13 protein-coding genes are annotated in these 16,449 nt (G+C 68.0%); 8 read left to right on the top strand and 5 right to left on the bottom strand.

The features are described 5' to 3' along the window. Nucleotide 1: 1 nt before the first annotated feature. Both ACLQ3J_RS01720 and ACLQ3J_RS01715 read right to left on the bottom strand, forming a co-directional pair. Nucleotides 2-1,129: a DUF4192 domain-containing protein gene (locus ACLQ3J_RS01720; protein WP_296551179.1), complete on the bottom strand. Its 1,128-nt coding sequence runs from the start codon at nt 1,127-1,129 to the stop codon at nt 2-4. A 148-nt stretch (nt 1,130-1,277) separates the two neighbouring features. After that, on the bottom strand, nt 1,278-2,084 hold the full coding sequence (locus ACLQ3J_RS01715) for a sensor domain-containing protein (RefSeq protein WP_296551181.1): 807 nt from the start codon (nt 2,082-2,084) through the stop codon (nt 1,278-1,280). Between the two features lie 148 nt (nt 2,085-2,232). Here ACLQ3J_RS01715 and ACLQ3J_RS01710 point away from each other — a divergent pair, with 148 nt between their 5' ends. From ACLQ3J_RS01710 to ACLQ3J_RS01695, 4 genes are all read left to right on the top strand, one after another. Beyond that, nucleotides 2,233-3,177 carry a proteasome assembly chaperone family protein gene (locus ACLQ3J_RS01710; RefSeq protein WP_296551182.1) on the top strand — a complete coding sequence of 315 codons (945 nt, stop codon included), beginning with the start codon at nt 2,233-2,235 and terminating at the stop codon, nt 3,175-3,177. A 191-nt stretch (nt 3,178-3,368) separates the two neighbouring features. Then, the gene (locus ACLQ3J_RS01705) at nt 3,369-4,406 is read left to right on the top strand and encodes an alpha/beta fold hydrolase (RefSeq protein ID WP_169620662.1); all 1,038 of its coding nucleotides are present in this window, start codon (nt 3,369-3,371) and stop codon (nt 4,404-4,406) included. Between the two features lie 77 nt (nt 4,407-4,483). Continuing rightward, the gene (locus ACLQ3J_RS01700; RefSeq protein ID WP_169620661.1) at nt 4,484-6,988 is read left to right on the top strand and encodes a DEAD/DEAH box helicase; all 2,505 of its coding nucleotides are present in this window, start codon (nt 4,484-4,486) and stop codon (nt 6,986-6,988) included. Nucleotides 6,989-7,026: 38 nt separating this feature from the next. Then, on the top strand, nt 7,027-7,806 hold the full coding sequence (locus ACLQ3J_RS01695) for a LysR family substrate-binding domain-containing protein (protein ID WP_425901999.1): 780 nt from the start codon (nt 7,027-7,029) through the stop codon (nt 7,804-7,806). A 7-nt stretch (nt 7,807-7,813) separates the two neighbouring features. On the opposite strand, the gene ACLQ3J_RS01690 is transcribed toward ACLQ3J_RS01695, so the two are convergent. Next, on the bottom strand, nt 7,814-8,743 hold the full coding sequence (locus ACLQ3J_RS01690; RefSeq protein ID WP_425901998.1) for a hydrogen peroxide-inducible genes activator: 930 nt from the start codon (nt 8,741-8,743) through the stop codon (nt 7,814-7,816). 174 nt (nt 8,744-8,917) lie between these two features. Here ACLQ3J_RS01690 and ACLQ3J_RS01685 point away from each other — a divergent pair, with 174 nt between their 5' ends. Then, nucleotides 8,918-9,508 carry a peroxiredoxin gene (locus ACLQ3J_RS01685; RefSeq protein ID WP_169620658.1) on the top strand — a complete coding sequence of 197 codons (591 nt, stop codon included), beginning with the start codon at nt 8,918-8,920 and terminating at the stop codon, nt 9,506-9,508. Further along, the gene (locus tag ACLQ3J_RS01680) at nt 9,505-10,038 is read left to right on the top strand and encodes a carboxymuconolactone decarboxylase family protein (RefSeq protein ID WP_169652381.1); all 534 of its coding nucleotides are present in this window, start codon (nt 9,505-9,507) and stop codon (nt 10,036-10,038) included. Before ACLQ3J_RS01685 ends, ACLQ3J_RS01680 begins: the two co-directional genes overlap by 4 nt. A 72-nt stretch (nt 10,039-10,110) precedes the next feature. On the opposite strand, the gene ACLQ3J_RS01675 is transcribed toward ACLQ3J_RS01680, so the two are convergent. Continuing rightward, nucleotides 10,111-10,833, bottom strand: a complete 723-nt coding sequence (locus tag ACLQ3J_RS01675; protein ID WP_169620656.1) for a hypothetical protein — start codon at nt 10,831-10,833, stop codon at nt 10,111-10,113. Nucleotides 10,834-10,883: 50 nt separating this feature from the next. Between ACLQ3J_RS01675 and ACLQ3J_RS01670 the strand changes: the two genes are divergently transcribed. Beyond that, complete coding sequence (locus ACLQ3J_RS01670; protein WP_169620655.1) at nt 10,884-11,147, top strand: hypothetical protein; 264 nt, start codon at nt 10,884-10,886, stop codon at nt 11,145-11,147. Between the two features lie 4 nt (nt 11,148-11,151). On the opposite strand, the gene ACLQ3J_RS01665 is transcribed toward ACLQ3J_RS01670, so the two are convergent. After that, nucleotides 11,152-12,414: an aspartate aminotransferase family protein gene (locus ACLQ3J_RS01665; RefSeq protein WP_425901995.1), complete on the bottom strand. Its 1,263-nt coding sequence runs from the start codon at nt 12,412-12,414 to the stop codon at nt 11,152-11,154. A 137-nt stretch (nt 12,415-12,551) separates the two neighbouring features. On the opposite strand from ACLQ3J_RS01665, the gene hrpA reads away from it, so the two are divergent. Beyond that, nucleotides 12,552-16,445 (top strand): ATP-dependent RNA helicase HrpA, encoded by a 3,894-nt coding sequence (gene hrpA, locus ACLQ3J_RS01660; RefSeq protein WP_425901994.1) that lies wholly within the window; start codon nt 12,552-12,554, stop codon nt 16,443-16,445. Nucleotides 16,446-16,449 lie beyond the last annotated feature (4 nt).

The following is a 16,449-nucleotide window of genomic DNA, read 5'->3' as shown; positions in this document are numbered from 1 at the left end:
GTCACCGGGCAGGTCCGTCCTGCGGTAGTGCGACACCCAGTCTCGCGGCGATCTCGTATCCGGTCGCTGCGAGGCTCCTGATCGCGTCAGGACGCAACCCTGCCTGCAACGCCTGATCGAGTAGATCGGAAAGCCGGTGTCGCGGATCGGATTCCAGCGCGACCCCGAGAGCGACGCCGGCGAACGGCCCGTCGCCGCGCACGTACGCTCCGAACGCCACCAGTGCGGCCGCATCGGCGCGTTCGGGGTCGGGCAGGGCGCGTACCAGATCCACCCAGAGGCGTTCGGCGGCGCCCGCCCACGGTCCTGTTGCGAGGGCCAGCGCGGCGTCCCGGACGGTCCGGTTCGCAAGGATCACAGCCAGTTCGGCGCATTCCCCCGGCAGCAGATGTTCCCCGTCGCGGCCCGGGAGGACCAGGGCCAGGAGGGTTTCCAGTTCGGCCCGGTCGGCGGCGGCGGATCCTCCGCTCCGTTCGGCACGCTCGTACGCGAGGTCGCGGGCGTCGACGGCCGCGTCGAGCCTGCTCGCGACGTCGGCGCGGAAACTCGCCGGGTAGGGCTCGAGGAGTGTGGTGAGTTCGCTGCGAGTTCGCCGGATGGGGTTGCCGTCGAACACCCGGGTGGCCGCCACGACGGAGGCGTCGGGGTCGGGCACCGTCCCGGAATCGTCGCGACCGGGAACGAACCACGTTGCGCCGGCATCGATGGCGGGGACCGCGAGCGCACCGCCGAGCACGATGTCGGCGGTCGCGAGATAGGCGGCGAACTCCTCGAGGAGGGCGTGAGCACGGCCGGCGGCAGGTCCGTGAGGGTCCTGAAGCCTGTCGTCGACGAGGATCGCGATCACCGAGTCGGCTTCCTCACGTGCGCACACGGCACGGAACCGGCGGAACGCCTCGCGCATCGGGTCCTGCGTCCCGTCTCGGGGTCCGTCGAGTAACAGGTCGTGCCGCATCACCGCTCCGATCGTGGCGGCCCCCGTCTCACCCGGCCGGGTTGTCACGGGCGAGAGGCTGAGAACGACGAGGGAGCGCGCGGGACGGAACCCGAGCAGCGCGGGCACCGCTGCGATCAGGTCTCCGATATCGGTGAGGCGGAGCGGGCGTGAGGACGAGGTGGGTGTGGTCATGCCCGAACGGTCTCCCGGCCCGAGGACAGGTCCGGTGCCTCCGGGGCTCCATCGGTGCGCTCTGGGGATCGACCCGCGCTCTGTGGACAACCGCGCGGCGTGCCGGTGCCGCCGCGGACGCACGTGGCCGGCGCGTGGGTACCCGCGTCTACCGTGGCCGGGCTTCGAGCGCGTACCGCACCGCGTCCGCGTAGACCCGATCGACGTTCTCGGCGTCCGCGGCGCCCGATTCGAACGACATGTACGTCACCAGCACGCGCACGTCCCCGAGTTGGGCGGTATGCGTGAGTATCGACTGAGCGAGAGCGTCCGGGCCTTCCCCCGAGGTGACCGTCCGGGACAACGCCAGTGTCTCCGAGCCCGGGACGAGCACCGGCGGGTCGGGTTCGAGCGCCGTGGTGACGGTCGCGGTGACGCCCCGGTGGGTGGCCTCGACCCGCGCGCACTCGACCAGGTGGCGACGGTAGTCCGCGAGGGGCTCCGCCGGGGTCGTCACTTCGACGCTGAGCGTGGCGCGACCGCCGGTGTCGGTGCCGACGGCCATCGCCGTCCCTCCCGGCCCGTAGTCCTGCGGCGGCGGCAGGCAGCCGCCTGGGTTCACGCGGGCACCCGGTGGGATCCCGGTGAGGTCCGGCGCCGCCTGCGCCACCGCCTGCGGGGGCAGGACCACGGCACTGTACGGCTCCGGGAAGCGGTCGACCGGCAAGAGCAATTCGGCTGGGGTGCTTCCGCTACCGGGAGCGGCGCCGGGTGGCGGCGCCGCGGTGGCCGACGGGCTGCCGGTGTGCGGCGTGGCCTCGGGGCGTGCGACACCGGAAATGCTGGTCGTGCACGCTGCGACCAGGACTGATGCGCCGGTGAGGAGTATCGCTGCCGTGATCGTGCGGCGCGCGGCCGGGCGGGGCGGGCGAGGGTCGTCGGCGGTCCTGCACCGTGGAGCGTCGCACTTCGCCACCTGAACCTCCGTCGTCCAGAGTCCAGCGGGGCCCGGACCCGGGAAATCGCCACCGCCGCTTCAATTAGACTCGGACACCACCATGCCACGCCGGTGCTGCACCGGCGGGAAGGCTACGACGGCGCAGTGTGATCGGAGTGGTTCCCCAATGGACGAGCAGTCCCGGATGTACGAGCTGGAGTTCCCGGCTCCACAACTCATGACCACCGACGGGCAGGGTCCGGTTCTCGTTCACGGCCTCGAAGGGTTCGCGGACGCCGGACATTCGGTCCGGCTCGCCACCACGCATCTGAGGGAGACGCTCGAGACCGAACTCGTGGCGTCGTTCGCGGTCGACGACCTCATCGACTACCGCTCCCGGCGACCGCTGATGACCTTCAAGTCGGACCATTTCTCCGACTATGCGGCCCCCGAGCTGAACCTGTACGCCCTCATCGACAATGCGGGAACACCGTTCCTGCTGCTTGCGGGTAGCGAACCGGATCTCAAATGGGAGCGGTTCATCACCGCGGTGCGCCTGCTCGCCGAGCAGTTCGGCGTGCGGCGCACGATCGGCCTCAACTCCATCCCGATGGCGACACCGCACACCAGGCCGCTCTCGGTTACCGCCCACTCCACGAACAAGGACCTCATCGCCGGCCACCACCGCTGGTCCGGTGAGTTACAGATTCCGGCGGGGGCGTCGTCACTGCTCGAGCTCCGCATGGCGCAGCACGGACACGAGTCGGTGGGATTCTCCGTGCACGTGCCGCACTACCTGGCACAGACCGACTACCCGGCGGCCGCCGAGACGCTTCTCACCCACGTGGCGGAGATCGGCGATCTCGACATTCCGCTGCAGGCACTCGACGAGGCCGCGGCACGGGTCCGTGAGCAGATCGACGAGCACATCGAGGGCAACGAGGAAGTACAGGCGGTGGTGCAGGCCCTCGAACGGCAGTACGACAGCTACGTGGCCGCGCAGGAACAGCAGACCTCTCCCCTGCCGACCGACGAGAATCTGCCGACAGGCGAGGAACTCGGGGCGGAATTCGAGCGCTTCCTCGCGGAATACGACCAGCGCGGCGACGACGATACCGATCAGTCGCTCTGAGCGGAACGGGGCGCGTCACGACGCGGCGGGTCCACAGTGGGACGTTTCATGACCGTTACGATCGTCGCCCATCGCGTCACATACACTCGGTACGCTCTCGCGGCATGCAAGAGTGACTCCGGGCGGCGATTACCGTCAGGTCGAGAAACCGGCCGTACGTAGGTGCCTCCCCACGTCGGCAGGAGACGGTGATGACCACAGCGCGTCCGAGGAAGCTCCGCCCGGTTCCCGACAAGGAACCGCGCATGGTCTTCCGCACGATCCACGGCTACCGGCGCGCGTTCCGGATGGCCGGCAGCGGGCCTGCGCTGCTGCTCATCCACGGTATCGGTGACAACTCGTCGACGTGGACGGACGTAATTCCGCACCTCGCCGAGAAGTACACCGTGATCGCCCCCGATCTGCTCGGCCACGGCCGATCGGACAAGCCGCGAGCCGACTACTCCGTCGCCGCGTATGCCAACGGCATGCGTGACCTGCTGTCGGTGCTCGGGATCGACAAGGTTACGGTCGTCGGCCACTCCCTCGGCGGCGGAGTCGCGATGCAGTTCGCGTACCAGTTCCCGGGCAGGGTCGAGCGACTCGTGCTCGTGTCGTCGGGCGGCGTCACCAAGGACGTCCACCCTGTCCTGCGCATGGTGTCGGTACCCGTCGTCAGCGAGGTGCTCAAGCTCCTGCGCATACCGGGTGCGATGCCCGCGATGAGGCTCGCCGGCTCCGCGCTGGGCCAGCTCAACAAGTCGCCGCTCAAGCCCGGCGCACTCCTGCACGACGCCTCCGACCTGGTACGTATCCTCGGCGAACTTCCGGATCCGACGGCGTGCCAGGCCTATCTGCGGACCCTGCGGGCGGTTGTCGACTGGCGTGGCCAGGTGGTGACCATGCTCGACCGCAGTTACCTCACCGAGGATCTGCCGGTGCAGCTGATCTGGGGCGACCGCGACAGCGTCATTCCGGTGGGGCACGCTTACCTCGCGCATTCCGCGATGCCCGGTTCCCGGCTCGAAGTGTTCCGCGGCGCCGGCCACTTCCCGTTCCGGGACGATCCCCTGCGTTTCCTCCGGGTCGTGGAGAACTTCCTCGACAACACCGCTCCCCTGCAGTTCGACGAGGAGAGCTGGCGGAAGCTCCTGGTCTCCGGGGTGAGCGAATCGCGCATCACCGGCGGCCCGGCCACCCGCATGGCCGTGCTCGACGTGATGGAGTCCGACGAGCGCAGCGCCACGTAGCAGGGCCTCGCGGTCCGCTGCCGCGACGGAACAGCAGCGCGGAAAGGCCCTCGCCACCGGGCGACTAGCCTGGAGCAGTGCTGCTTCCCGATCTGATACCCGACCCCGTCGACGACGACACCCTCTTCGACGCCTTCACCTCCTGGACGACGGATCGGGGACTGTCGCTCTACCCGGCGCAGGAGGAAGCGCTGATGGAACTCGTGGGCGGTTCGCACGTGATCCTCGCGACGCCCACGGGGTCGGGCAAATCGATGGTGGCGATCGGAGCCCATTTCTTCGCCCTCGCGGCCGGCAAGCGCACGTTCTACACCGCACCGATCAAGGCGCTCGTCAGCGAGAAGTTCTTCGCATTGTGCGAGGTCTTCGGAGCCGACCGGGTCGGGATGATGACCGGCGACGCCTCGGTCAACCCGACCGCCCCGATCATCTGCGCGACCGCGGAGATCGTCGCCAACCTCGCACTGCGCGAAGGCCCGGACTCGGACATCGGCCAGGTGGTCATGGACGAGTTCCATTTCTACTCCGACCCCGACCGCGGATGGGCCTGGCAGGTGCCCCTCATCGAACTGCCCCACGCGCAGTTCCTGCTCATGTCCGCGACGCTCGGGGACGTGTCGTTCCTCCAGAAGGACCTCACTCGTCGCACCGGGCGTCCGACCGTCGAGGTCTCGGGGACCGAGCGACCGGTGCCCCTGACCTTCTCGTATTCGCAGGCCCCCATCGGTGAAGCGATCGAAGAGCTGGTCACCACTCACCAGGCACCGGTGTACGTCGTCCACTTCACCCAGGCCGCCGCGCTCGAGCGTGCCCAGGCACTGACCAGTGTCAACATGTGCACGAAAGCCGAGAAGGAGGCGATCGCGGCCGCACTCGGCGAATTCCGGTTCTCGACGGGATTCGGCAAGACCCTGTCCCGGCTCGTGCGGCACGGCATCGGCGTCCACCACGCGGGAATGCTGCCCAAGTACCGGAGATTGATCGAAAAGCTCGCGCAGGACGGTCTTTTGAAGGTGATCTGCGGCACCGACACGCTGGGTGTCGGAATCAACGTTCCGATCCGCACGGTGCTGCTCACCGGACTGACCAAGTACGACGGCACCCGCACGCGGCAGCTCAAGGCGCGTGAATTCCACCAGATCGCGGGCCGCGCCGGCCGGGCCGGGTACGACACCATGGGCACGGTCGTCGTGCAGGCGCCCGAGCACGAGATCGAGAACGTCCGGGCCCTCGCGAAGGCGGGCGAGGACCCGAAGAAGCGCCGCAAGGTGCAGCGGAAGAAGGCGCCGGAGGGGTTCGTCTCCTGGGGTGAGGGCACGTTCGACAAGCTCATCGTCGCGTCGCCGGAACCGATGCAGTCGCGGTTCGCCGTGAGCAACTCGATGCTGCTCAACGTGATCGCGCGGCCCGGCAACTGTTTCGACGCCATGCGGCATCTGCTCGAGGACAATCACGAACCCCGGCCCGCGCAGCGCAAGCACATCCTCAAGGCGATCTCCCTCTACCGGGGTCTGCTCCAGGCCGGTGTGGTCCAGCAACTCGACGAACCCGACGAATACGGCCGCAGGGCCCGGTTGACGGTCGATCTCCAGCGCGATTTCGCGCTGAACCAGCCGTTGTCGCCTTTCGCACTGGCCGCGATCGAACTGCTCGACATCGATGCTCCCGGCTACGCCCTCGATGTCGTCTCGGTGATCGAATCGACGCTCGACGATCCCCGGCAGATCCTCATGGCGCAGCAACACGCGGCACGCGGGGAAGCCGTGGCCCAGATGAAGGCCGACGGTATCGAGTACGACGAGCGCATGGAATTGCTGGAGGAGGTCACCTGGCCGAAGCCGCTCGCCGAGCTGCTCGATCCGGCGTTCGAGACCTATCGCGGGGGCCATCCCTGGGTGTCGGAGACGCCGTTGTCCCCGAAATCGGTGGTACGCGACATGATCGAGCGCGCGATGACCTTCTCCGAATTGGTGAGCCACTACGGTCTCGCGCGATCGGAAGGGCTCGTGCTGCGGTACCTCGCCGACGCCTACCGCGCGCTGCGCCAGACGGTGCCGGACGTGGCGCGCACCGAGGAACTCGAGGACATCATCGAGTGGCTCGGTGAGCTCATCCGGCAGGTCGATTCGTCCCTGCTCGACGAATGGGAATCGCTGACGAACCCGGGTGTCGAATCGGACGACCAGCAGGTCGCGTTCGGGGCCGATGTTCCGCGGCCGCTGTCCGCGAACACGCGTGCCTTCAAGGTCATGGTCCGCAATGCGATGTTCAAGCGCGTGGAACTCGCGGCGCGCCGCCGTTGGTACGACCTCGCCCAGCTCGGTGACGGTCTGGATGCGGAGGACTGGGAAGACCTCCTCGAGTTGTACTTCGAGGAGTACTCCGAGATCGGTACCGGCCCCGACGCTCGTGGGCCGCAACTCTTCTCGGTGGAGATGGACACCGACGTGTGGCGGGTCCGCCAAACGCTGCACGATCCTCAGGGCGACCACGGATGGGCACTGCTCGCCGAGGTCAACCTCGCGGAGTCGGATGCGGCAGGCGAGGTGGTGTTCGACGAGTTCGAGGTGGCAGAGGGCTGACGCGGTTCGGGCACGCGCCGTACCGGTAACCTGACCAGGTGAACGAAGAGTCCGCGCAGGCGTTCCGGCTGGCCTATGTCCCCGGGGTCACCCCCACCAAGTGGGTCCGGGTGTGGATCGAACGTATGCCGGACGTCCCGATCGAACTCGTCCCCGTGGAACCGACGGCGGGCGCAGCCCCCCTGCGGGACGGAACCGCGGACATCGCTCTGCTACGCCTGCCCCTCGAGCGGGACGGACTGTCGGTGATCAACCTCTACACCGAGGCCTCCGTGGTGGTCGTTCCGAAAGAACATGCGATCGCCGCGGTCGACTCCATCTCCGTCGCCGATCTCGCCGACGAAACGGTGCTGCACCCGCTCGACGACGTGCTGGACTGGGCCACCTTCCCCGGCGAAGAGGCGTTCGAGCGACCCGCCGACACGGAGACCGCGATCTCCCACGTGGCCTCCGAGGTCGGTGTGCTCGTCACTCCTCAGTCGCTCGCCCGCCTCCACCATCGCAAGGACCTCACCTACCGGCCCGTCACCGATGCGCCCGCATCGCAGGTCGGGCTCGTGTGGATGACCGAGAACACCACCGATCTCGTCGACACGTTCGTCGGTATCGTCCGCGGCCGCACCGCCAACAGTTCCCGGGGACGGCAACAGGATTCGGAAACCCCCGCGGAGAACACCAAGGACCGCAAGGGTCCTCGGCGCGGGGAACGACAAGGATCCCAGCCGCGGCGCGTCGTCGGCGACAAGAAGCCCAAGGCACGAGGCGGCAAAGCCACCCGGCCCAAGGGTTCGGGCCGGCCCCGCAAGGGACGCGGCTGACGCGCACTCAGGCGATGGGACGGACCTGCGGAGGCAGTTGCATCCTGATGAGATCGGCCAGCGCCCGGTAGTCGGCCGCGCGGGCGGTGGACGACCGGACGACCAGCCCGACGGTGCGGCTCGGCGCGGGAGATGCGAAGTATGCCATCGCAAGATCTCCGCGCGCCGTCTCGACCGGAATCGACGACGCGGGAACGAGCGTGATCCCCAGTCCCCCCGCGACGCACCGCACGACGGTCGCGAGGGATGTCGCGCGGGTGTCGCCGGCCACCGGCCGGGCGTCGACGGACCGGCACAGATCGAGTGTCTGGTCACGCAGACAGTGCCCCTCGTCGAGCAGCAGCAAGGGGGCGTTGTCGAGAGCGGAGAGCGGCACGTCCGTACGACCCGCCAACTCGTGCCCCTTGGGCACGACGAGCACGAAGTCCTCGGAATACAGCGGCATTTCGACCACCCCGGAGATGTCGGAGGGCAGCGCCACCACCGCAGCGTCGAGTGTCCCCGCCCGCAGCGCTCCGAGCAGCCGCGCGGTCTGGTCCTCGACGACGTGGAGCACGAGGTTGGGCATCGTCACACCGAGCGCGGGAAGCAGCTCCGGCAGCACGTAGGGGGCCACCGTGGGTATGAACCCCAGACGGAGCGGGCCGGACAATCCGTCGGAGGCGCCGGCGGCCGCGGCGACGAAACCGTCGGCCGCGTCGAGGATCACCTGCGCCTGCGGCAACAGTCGTGCGCCCGCCGGAGTCACCAGCACGCGACGGGTACTGCGCTCGATCAGGTGGACCCCGAGACCGTTCTCGAGAGCCGCCAACGCCTGAGAAAGAGTGGGCTGGCTCACATTCAATCTCGTAGCCGCAGTACCGAAATGGCGATACTTCGCGACTGCCACGAAGGCACGCAGCTGCGACAGGGTGGGTTGATAACTCTGATCGGACACGCCTATCAGTCTAGTGCCACCCATCACCTTTACCTTTTGAAAGGTTTCCGGCAAGATGGTTTTCATACCGGAGAACGGTCCGACAGGATCGTCCGGTAACGCATGATTCCGTGCCGACCGGCGCGGAAGCGCGTGATCGACTCGCTTGTTCACGACTTATCGAGAGGACCGAGAATGGCACTGCTGACCATTGGCGATCAGTTCCCCGCTTTCAACCTGAAGGCCCTCGTCGGCGGAGACCTGACCCAGGTCGACGCCACCCAGCCCGATGACTACTTCACCACCATCACCAGCGACGACTACGCCGGTAAGTGGAAGATCATCTTCTTCTGGCCCAAGGACTTCACCTTCGTGTGCCCGACCGAGATCGCCGCATTCGGCAAGCTGAACGACGAGTTCGCCGATCGTGACGCACAGGTGCTCGGCGCTTCCGTCGACAACGAGTTCGTCCACTTCCAGTGGCGCGCACAGCACGAGGATCTCAAGACCCTCCCCTTCCCGATGCTGTCGGACCTCAACCGTGAGCTCGTCTCGGCCACCGGTGTTCTGAACAAGGACGGCGTCGCCGACCGCGCGACGTTCATCGTGGACCCGAACAACGAGATCCAGTTCGTCTCCGTCACCGCCGGTTCCGTGGGCCGCAACGTCGACGAGGTCCTCCGTGTCCTCGACGCTCTGCAGTCCGACGAGCTGTGCGCATGCAACTGGAAGAAGAACGACCCGACCCTCAATGCGGGTGAGCTCGTCAAGGCGGCGCTGCAGTGAGTGTCGAGAACCTGAAGAACGCTCTGCCGGAGTACGCCAAGGACCTCAAGCTCAACCTCGGCTCCCTTGCGCGTTCGACGGAACTCAACGAGCAGCAGCTGTGGGGCACGTTCCTCGCCGCCGCGGCCGCGACCAAGTCGCCGACCGTGCTCAAGGAGATCTCCGAAGAAGCTGCCGACGTGCTGTCCGCGGAGGCGTACAACGCCGCCCTCGGTGCCGCGTCCATCATGGGCATGAACAACGTCGCCTACCGAGCCAAGGGTTTCCTCGGTGACGACTACGCCCAGGTGCGGATGGGTCTGCGGATGAACATCATCGGCAACCCCGGCGTCGAGAAGTCCGACTTCGAACTGTGGTCGCTCGCGGTCTCCACGATCAACGGCTGCCACGATTGCACTGCTGCGCACGACAACGTCGTCCGCAAGGAGGGCCTCACCAAGGAACAGGTCTGGGAGGCCGTCAAGATCGCGGCAACCCTCCAGGGTGTCGCCCAGGCGATCACCACCGCCGAGCTTCTCGCCGGCGTCTGATCCGCCCTTCCGTTCGCTGAAAAGGACCCCTCCTCGGAGGGGTCCTTTTTTGCGCCGTCCCCGGTGCCGCGGTCATTCGGGAGGCGCAGCGCTCGCGGTGCCGCCGAGTGCCCGCCCCGTGGCGAGATCCTCGTCGTCGAGCAGAACCTCGATCTCGCCGCCGAAGTCCACGCCGGGCGCGAGGGGAAGCCGGTCCCCACTCCAGAACCGGCCCGGGTCGTACCAGTTGCTGCCGCGCCGCCGCTGCTCGAGCAGCCCCATTTCTTCCATCGTCACCGCCACCACCTCTGCGCAGTAAGCACTTTCGAGACCGCCTCCCCCGGGCACCCGGTCTCGTGCCGTCTTCCGGCTCAGCGGGAGCCGGCCGGCGAACCAGCGGCCCGTCAGCTTGGCGGTGGACGGGAACGGAGTGCCGTCGAGCCGGGCGACCGTTCGGAGCAACTGGTCCTCCTGCTCGGTGCTCACCGGCACGGAGATCTGCCGCAGCCATGCACGCTGCCCGTAGCGGGCGCTCCAGACCTGCACCGCACTGCGCAGGTCGTGCAACTGCACGCCGCGCTGGTGGCGGCCGGTCCACATGTCGGGCAAGGTTTTCCCGAGTTCCGCGTGCCACATCAACGGGGGCAGGTCGTCGAGCACGACCGCCATCCCGACGTGATTGACCGGAGCGTTGGTGAGGGCTTGGATCGCGCGATCCGCACCGCTGCTGCCGCGGAAGATCCAGAGATCGCCGGTGCGGGCGATGGACACCGCGTCGTCGAGGGTGATCTGCGACCGAGCCGGGTACGTGGGCATACCCGACAGCCTTCCACGCCGCGCGTGCGCACGACGCTAGGGTCGGGGGCATGGCACTTCGCGGCAGACAGTGGTGGAAGCTTCTCGGCTTGGCCGGAGTCGTGGGCGTCGCCGCGACCGGAGCGGTGACTCTGCGTGCGGAACGCAAGCGCCGCAGTTACACCCCTGACGAGGTGCGCTCGCGCCTGCACGAACGGTATGCGCGGGCCGTCGCGCAGCAGGACGGCCGCGGCGACCTCCCGCTCACCCAGGTTCCCGCGGGCGCACCGGCCCGGATCCGCCGTGTGCTTCGGCGGATCCGGGATCGCGGCTGAGCGGTCAGCCCAGCGCTGCGGCGAATCCGTCCGCGAGGTCGCGGACCTGCTCGTCGGTCATGACGAACGACGGCGAGATCTGCAACGCGCCCTGTCCTGCCGCCCGCCCCGAGATGCCGTGCGCACGGAGCTGTTTCACGAATTCCGGCGCCTCTGCCGGGTCGGTGAGCTGCACCGCTGCGACCGCTCCCAGTCCGCTGCGGACCTCCGCGACGCGAGGATGGTCGGCGAGCGGAGCCAGGGTCTCGTGCAGCGTCTTCTCGAGGCGCGCCGACTCGGCGAGCAGATTTTCGCGCTCGAGGATGTCGAGGTTCGCCAGAGCGGCCGCGGCGGCGGCGGCGTGGCCGCCGTACGTGTAGCCGTGACGCCACCACACGCCGCCCGCAAAGAAGGGCTCGGCCACCCGGGGAGCGATGAACACCGCACCCATCGGAAGGTAACCGGACGTCAGTCCCTTCGCGGTCGTGACCATGTCCGGCTGCAGATCGAACCGGGAGGAGGCGAACCACGAGCCACCGATCCGGCCGAAGCCGGTGACGACCTCGTCGACGACGAACAGGATGTCGTGCTCACGGCAGATGTCGCGGATCTCGGCGAGGTAGCCGTCCGGCGGCAGGTACACCCCGCCCGCGCCGATGATCGGCTCGCAAAAGAACGCCGCGATCGTGTCGGCACCGACCTTCTCGATCAGCGCGAGCAGTGCTTTCGCGTCGTCCCAGGTCACTGTCGCGGTGTCGTCCCACAGCCGGCCGTATCCGTCGCCGTTGACCGGGATACCCGCCAGCGAGGTGCCGCCGACGTGCATGCCGTGGTAGGCCTTCTCGCGTCCGACGAGCAGCGTCTTCGTGGGTTTGCCGACCTCCTGCCAATAGCGTCGCGCCAGTTTCGCGGCCGTGTCCACCGAATCGGAGCCGCCGGAGGTGAAGAAGATCTTGCTGCCCGGAACCGGAGCGATCGTCGCGAGGCGTTCGGCGAGTGCGACGGTCGGCTCGGAGGTCAGGTCACCGAAGTTCGAGTAGTGGGCCAGCTTCCCGATCTGGTCCGCGACAGCCGTCGCGATCTCGGTGCGCCCGTGCCCGACGTTGGTGAACCACAACCCTGCCGTCGCATCCAGGTAGCGGGTGCCCGCGTCGTCCCAGATGTAGGCGCCCTCACCACGGGCCACGACGAATGCGCCGTCACGCTCGACCACGCCCATATCGGCAAATCCGTGCCACAACGCGCCCACGACCAGCTCCTGTCCACGACCAAGATTGACGCCGGTCATCGTATGCGGCGACCTCGGTCGGGGCGCACACGCCCCGGCCCGGCACCGTGTTCCCTCGAGCCGGTCCCCGGTTTCCGGTTCGACGCAGGCCTCCGCGAGCCCCGGGCCCGGGCGTTTCGCTAGGCTGTGTACTCAGCATGTCCATCTCCCCTGCCCCGAACCGCCGCGACCTGAAGTCGGCGCTCGCCGACGTGTCGCTCCGCGACGAACACCGCCTCCGCCGCCGTCTCGACCGCGCACGTGGCGAGGACGCACTCGCCGGCATCGCCGCCGAGATCGAGCGCGCCCGCGGGCGTCTCGCCGACCGTGCCGCCGCGGTCCCGGCGATCACGTATCCCGAGGACCTGCCGGTTTCCCAGCGCAAGGACGACATCGCCGCGGCGATCCGCGACCACCAGGTCGTGGTGGTCGCGGGTGAGACGGGATCGGGGAAAACCACCCAGATTCCCAAGATCTGTCTCGAGCTCGGTCGCGGGGTCCGCGGTCTCGTCGGCCACACCCAGCCGCGCCGGATCGCAGCCCGCGCGGTGGCCGAGCGGCTCGCCGAGGAACTCGGCTCGGAAGTGGGCGACACCGTCGGCTACACCGTGCGCTTCACCGACGAGGTGTCCGGGTCGACACTGGTCAAACTGATGACCGACGGCATTCTGCTTGCCGAGATCCAGCGCGACCGGATGCTGCGCCAGTACGACACCCTCATCATCGACGAGGCGCACGAACGCAGCCTCAACATCGATTTCCTGCTGGGATATCTCCGGCAGTTGCTGCCGCGACGACCCGACCTGAAGGTGATCATCACCTCGGCCACCATCGATCCCGAACGTTTCGCCCGGCATTTCGCCGATGCGGACGGAACGCCGGCGCCGATCGTCGAGGTGTCCGGGCGGACCTATCCGGTGGAGGTGCGCTACCGGCCGCTCACCGTGGAGATCGGTGACCAGCTCGTCGACCGCGATCCCGTCGACGCGGTGTGCGAGGCGGTCGAGGAACTCCAGTCGGCCGGGGACGGCGACATCCTGGTCTTCCTCTCCGGCGAACGCGAGATCCGGGACACCGCCGACGCGCTGCACGACCGCAAACTCCGCAACACCGAGATCCTCCCGTTGTACGGCAGGCTCTCCGCCGCCGAACAGCACCGCGTGTTCTCCTCCCACACCGGCCGCCGGGTAGTCCTGTCGACCAACGTCGCGGAGACGTCACTGACGGTGCCGGGTATCCGCTACGTCGTCGATCCGGGTACGGCGCGCATCTCCCGTTACTCGGTGCGCACCAAGGTGCAGCGTCTCCCGATCGAGGAAATTTCCCAGGCCTCCGCTCGCCAGCGCGCGGGCCGATGCGGACGTGTCGCCGACGGAATCTGTATCCGGCTCTACTCGGAGGACGACTTCGAGAGTCGTCCCGAGTTCACCGAGCCGGAGATCCTCCGCACGAACCTGGCCTCGGTCGTGTTGCAGATGACCGCACTCGGTCTCGGCGACATCGGTTCGTTCCCCTTCGTCGAACCACCCGATCCGCGTGCGATCCGCGACGGTATCGCGCTGCTCGAAGAACTCGGAGCGCTCGAACCGGCCAAGGCCGGGGAATCTCCGCGGCTGACCGCGACAGGACGTGAAATCGCCCGGCTTCCGGTGGATCCGCGGATGGCTCGGATGATCGTCGAGGGCCATCGCAACGGATGTCTGCGCGAGATCCTCATCATCGTCTCGGCGCTGTCGATCCAGGACGTGCGGGAGCGACCCTCGGAGTTCCAGCAGGCGGCCGACGAGAAGCACGCCCGCTTCGCCGTGGAGGGCTCGGATTTCCTCGCCTTCCTCCGCCTGTGGGATTACCTGAAAGAACAACGGAACGAGCTGTCCTCCAGCCGCTTCCGGAGAATGTGCCGCGACGAGTTCCTGCATTGGCTGCGCATCCGTGAATGGCAGGATCTGCAAGGGCAACTGCGCCAGATCACCGTCTCGCTCGGCTGGGAGACACATCACCGGACCGTGAGCGACGAGGCGATCCACCGCTCGCTCCTTGCGGGCCTGCTCTCGCACGTGGGCCTCCGCGAAGGCGACAAGCGCGATTACCTGGGCGCCCGCGGTGCGCACTTCGCGATCTTCCCCGGCTCGTCCCTGTTCAAGAAACCCCCGCGGTGGGTGATGGCCGCAGAACTGGTGGAAACATCGCGGCTGTGGGCACGGATGGTCGCGCGCGTCGAACCGGAATGGGTCGAAAAACTCGCTCCGCATCTGATCAAGCGGACGTACTCCGAGCCGCACTGGTCCATCAAGCACGAGTCCGCGATGGCGTACGAGCGCGTCACCCTCTACGGCATTCCCCTCGTCGCCCAACGGCCCGTGCAGTACGGACGTATCGATCCCGAGGTCTCGCGCGAGTTGTTCATCCGCCACGCACTCGTCCAGGGTGAGTGGCGGACGCGCCACAAGTTCTTCCACGCCAACCGGGCATTGCTCGAGGACGTCGAAGAACTCGAGCACCGCGCGCGCCGGCGCGACATCGTCGTCGACGACGACACGCTCTTCGAGTTCTACGACGAGCGGGTCGGTCCGGACGTCGTCTCCGCCCGGCACTTCGACACGTGGTGGAAGAAAACCCGGCACTCCCAGCCCGACCTGCTGACGTTCACCCCTGAAACCGTCGTCAACCAGGATGCCGCCGCGGTCCTCGAAGGGGACTACCCCGACGCCTGGCGTCAAGGGGAGATGCAATTCCCGCTCACCTACCAATTCGAGCCGGGCACCGAGAACGACGGTGTGACAGCGCGGATTCCGGTCGCACTGCTCGCCAACGTCCGCCCGGTCGGCTTCGACTGGCTCGTTCCCGGGATGCGGCAGGACCTCGTCACAGCACTGATCAAGACGCTGCCGAAACCTCTTCGGCGGCAGGTTGTTCCCGCACCCGACTATGCGGCCGCGGTGCTCGCGTCGGTGACTCCCCGTTCCGAACCGCTCGTCAATGCGGTCGCGCGTGAATGCTCCCGGCTCGGCAACTGCCGTATCGAACCGGGCGACTTCGACCTTGCGGCTCTCCCCGACCACCTCCGCATGACTTTTGCGGCGGTGGACGAGAAGGGCACGGTTCTGGCGCGCAGCAAGAGCCTGACCGAACTTCGGACTCGATTGTCCACCCGGGTCGATGCAGAGGTGTCCCGTGCCGCGTCGGGCACCGAACGCGCGCCCGCAGTGGTCTGGACCGCGGAGACCCTCGGCACGCTCGAGCCGACCGTCACCCGCAGTGTCGGAGGCCAGCAGGTCACCGGTTACCCGGCGCTCGTGGCGGAGGGTTCGGGCGTGGCGGTCCGAGTCCTGAGCACCGCGTCGGCCCAGGCTGCCGCGACCCGACTCGGACTGCGGACGCTGCTCCTCGCGACCGCACCGACGAAGTCGAAAGCCATCACCTCCGGCCTCACCAACGCCGAGCGCCTCGCCCTCGGCCGCAACCCCGACGGGTCGTTCGACGCGCTGGTCGAGGACTGCCGCGCGTGCGCGGTGGACGAGATGATCGCTGCGCACGGCACGCCGGTACGCACACCGGCCGAGTTCGAGGAACTCGCGAAAACGGTTCGTAGCCGTCTTCCCGGTGCGGTCGCCCGTCTGCTCCGCGCAGTGGTCCCGGTCCTCTCGGGCGCACACGAGGTCAGCGTCGCACTCGAGCGGGTCCGCGGTGAGGCCGCGGACGACGTACGAGAACAGTTGTCCTCACTGGTCTTCCCCGGATTCGTGACCGACCTGGGTTCGCGCCGCCTCGCGGAACTGCCCCGCTATCTGGCGGCAGCGGTGCAGCGCCTCGATGCGCTGCCCGGTGGTTCCCCACGCGACGCGCAGGGCATGGACGTCCTGGACCGCGTGTACTCCGCGTACGACCGGTTGCTGGCACGGCTTCCCGAAGGACGCCGAACGGCGCCCGACGTCGTCGATATCTACTGGATGATCGAAGAGTTGCGCGTGAGCCTGTTCGCACAGGGCCTGGGTACCCGAATCCCGGTGTCCGAGAAGCGGGTCCTCAAAGCGATCGACGCCGTCCGCTGAGCGG

This window comes from Rhodococcus sp. DT1, assembly GCF_049844875.1.
GTDB lineage: Bacteria > Actinomycetota > Actinomycetes > Mycobacteriales > Mycobacteriaceae > Rhodococcus.
Note: the sequence above shows the minus strand (reverse complement) of the source record. Positions and strands in the feature narration are given on the sequence as shown.

Excerpts from the sequence above, each read along its gene's own strand:
- ACLQ3J_RS01685 (WP_169620658.1), top strand. The coding sequence starts at position 8,918 with ATGGCACTGCTGACCATTGGCGATCAGTTCCCCGCTTTCAACCTGAAG.
- ACLQ3J_RS01705 (WP_169620662.1), top strand. The coding sequence starts at position 3,369 with ATGACCACAGCGCGTCCGAGGAAGCTCCGCCCGGTTCCCGACAAGGAA.
- ACLQ3J_RS01665 (WP_425901995.1), bottom strand. The coding sequence starts at position 12,414 with ATGACCGGCGTCAATCTTGGTCGTGGACAGGAGCTGGTCGTGGGCGCG.
- ACLQ3J_RS01720 (WP_296551179.1), bottom strand. The coding sequence starts at position 1,129 with ATGACCACACCCACCTCGTCCTCACGCCCGCTCCGCCTCACCGATATC.
- ACLQ3J_RS01670 (WP_169620655.1), top strand. The coding sequence starts at position 10,884 with ATGGCACTTCGCGGCAGACAGTGGTGGAAGCTTCTCGGCTTGGCCGGA.
- ACLQ3J_RS01675 (WP_169620656.1), bottom strand. The coding sequence starts at position 10,833 with ATGCCCACGTACCCGGCTCGGTCGCAGATCACCCTCGACGACGCGGTG.
- hrpA (WP_425901994.1), top strand. The coding sequence starts at position 12,552 with ATGTCCATCTCCCCTGCCCCGAACCGCCGCGACCTGAAGTCGGCGCTC.
- ACLQ3J_RS01710 (WP_296551182.1), top strand. The coding sequence starts at position 2,233 with ATGGACGAGCAGTCCCGGATGTACGAGCTGGAGTTCCCGGCTCCACAA.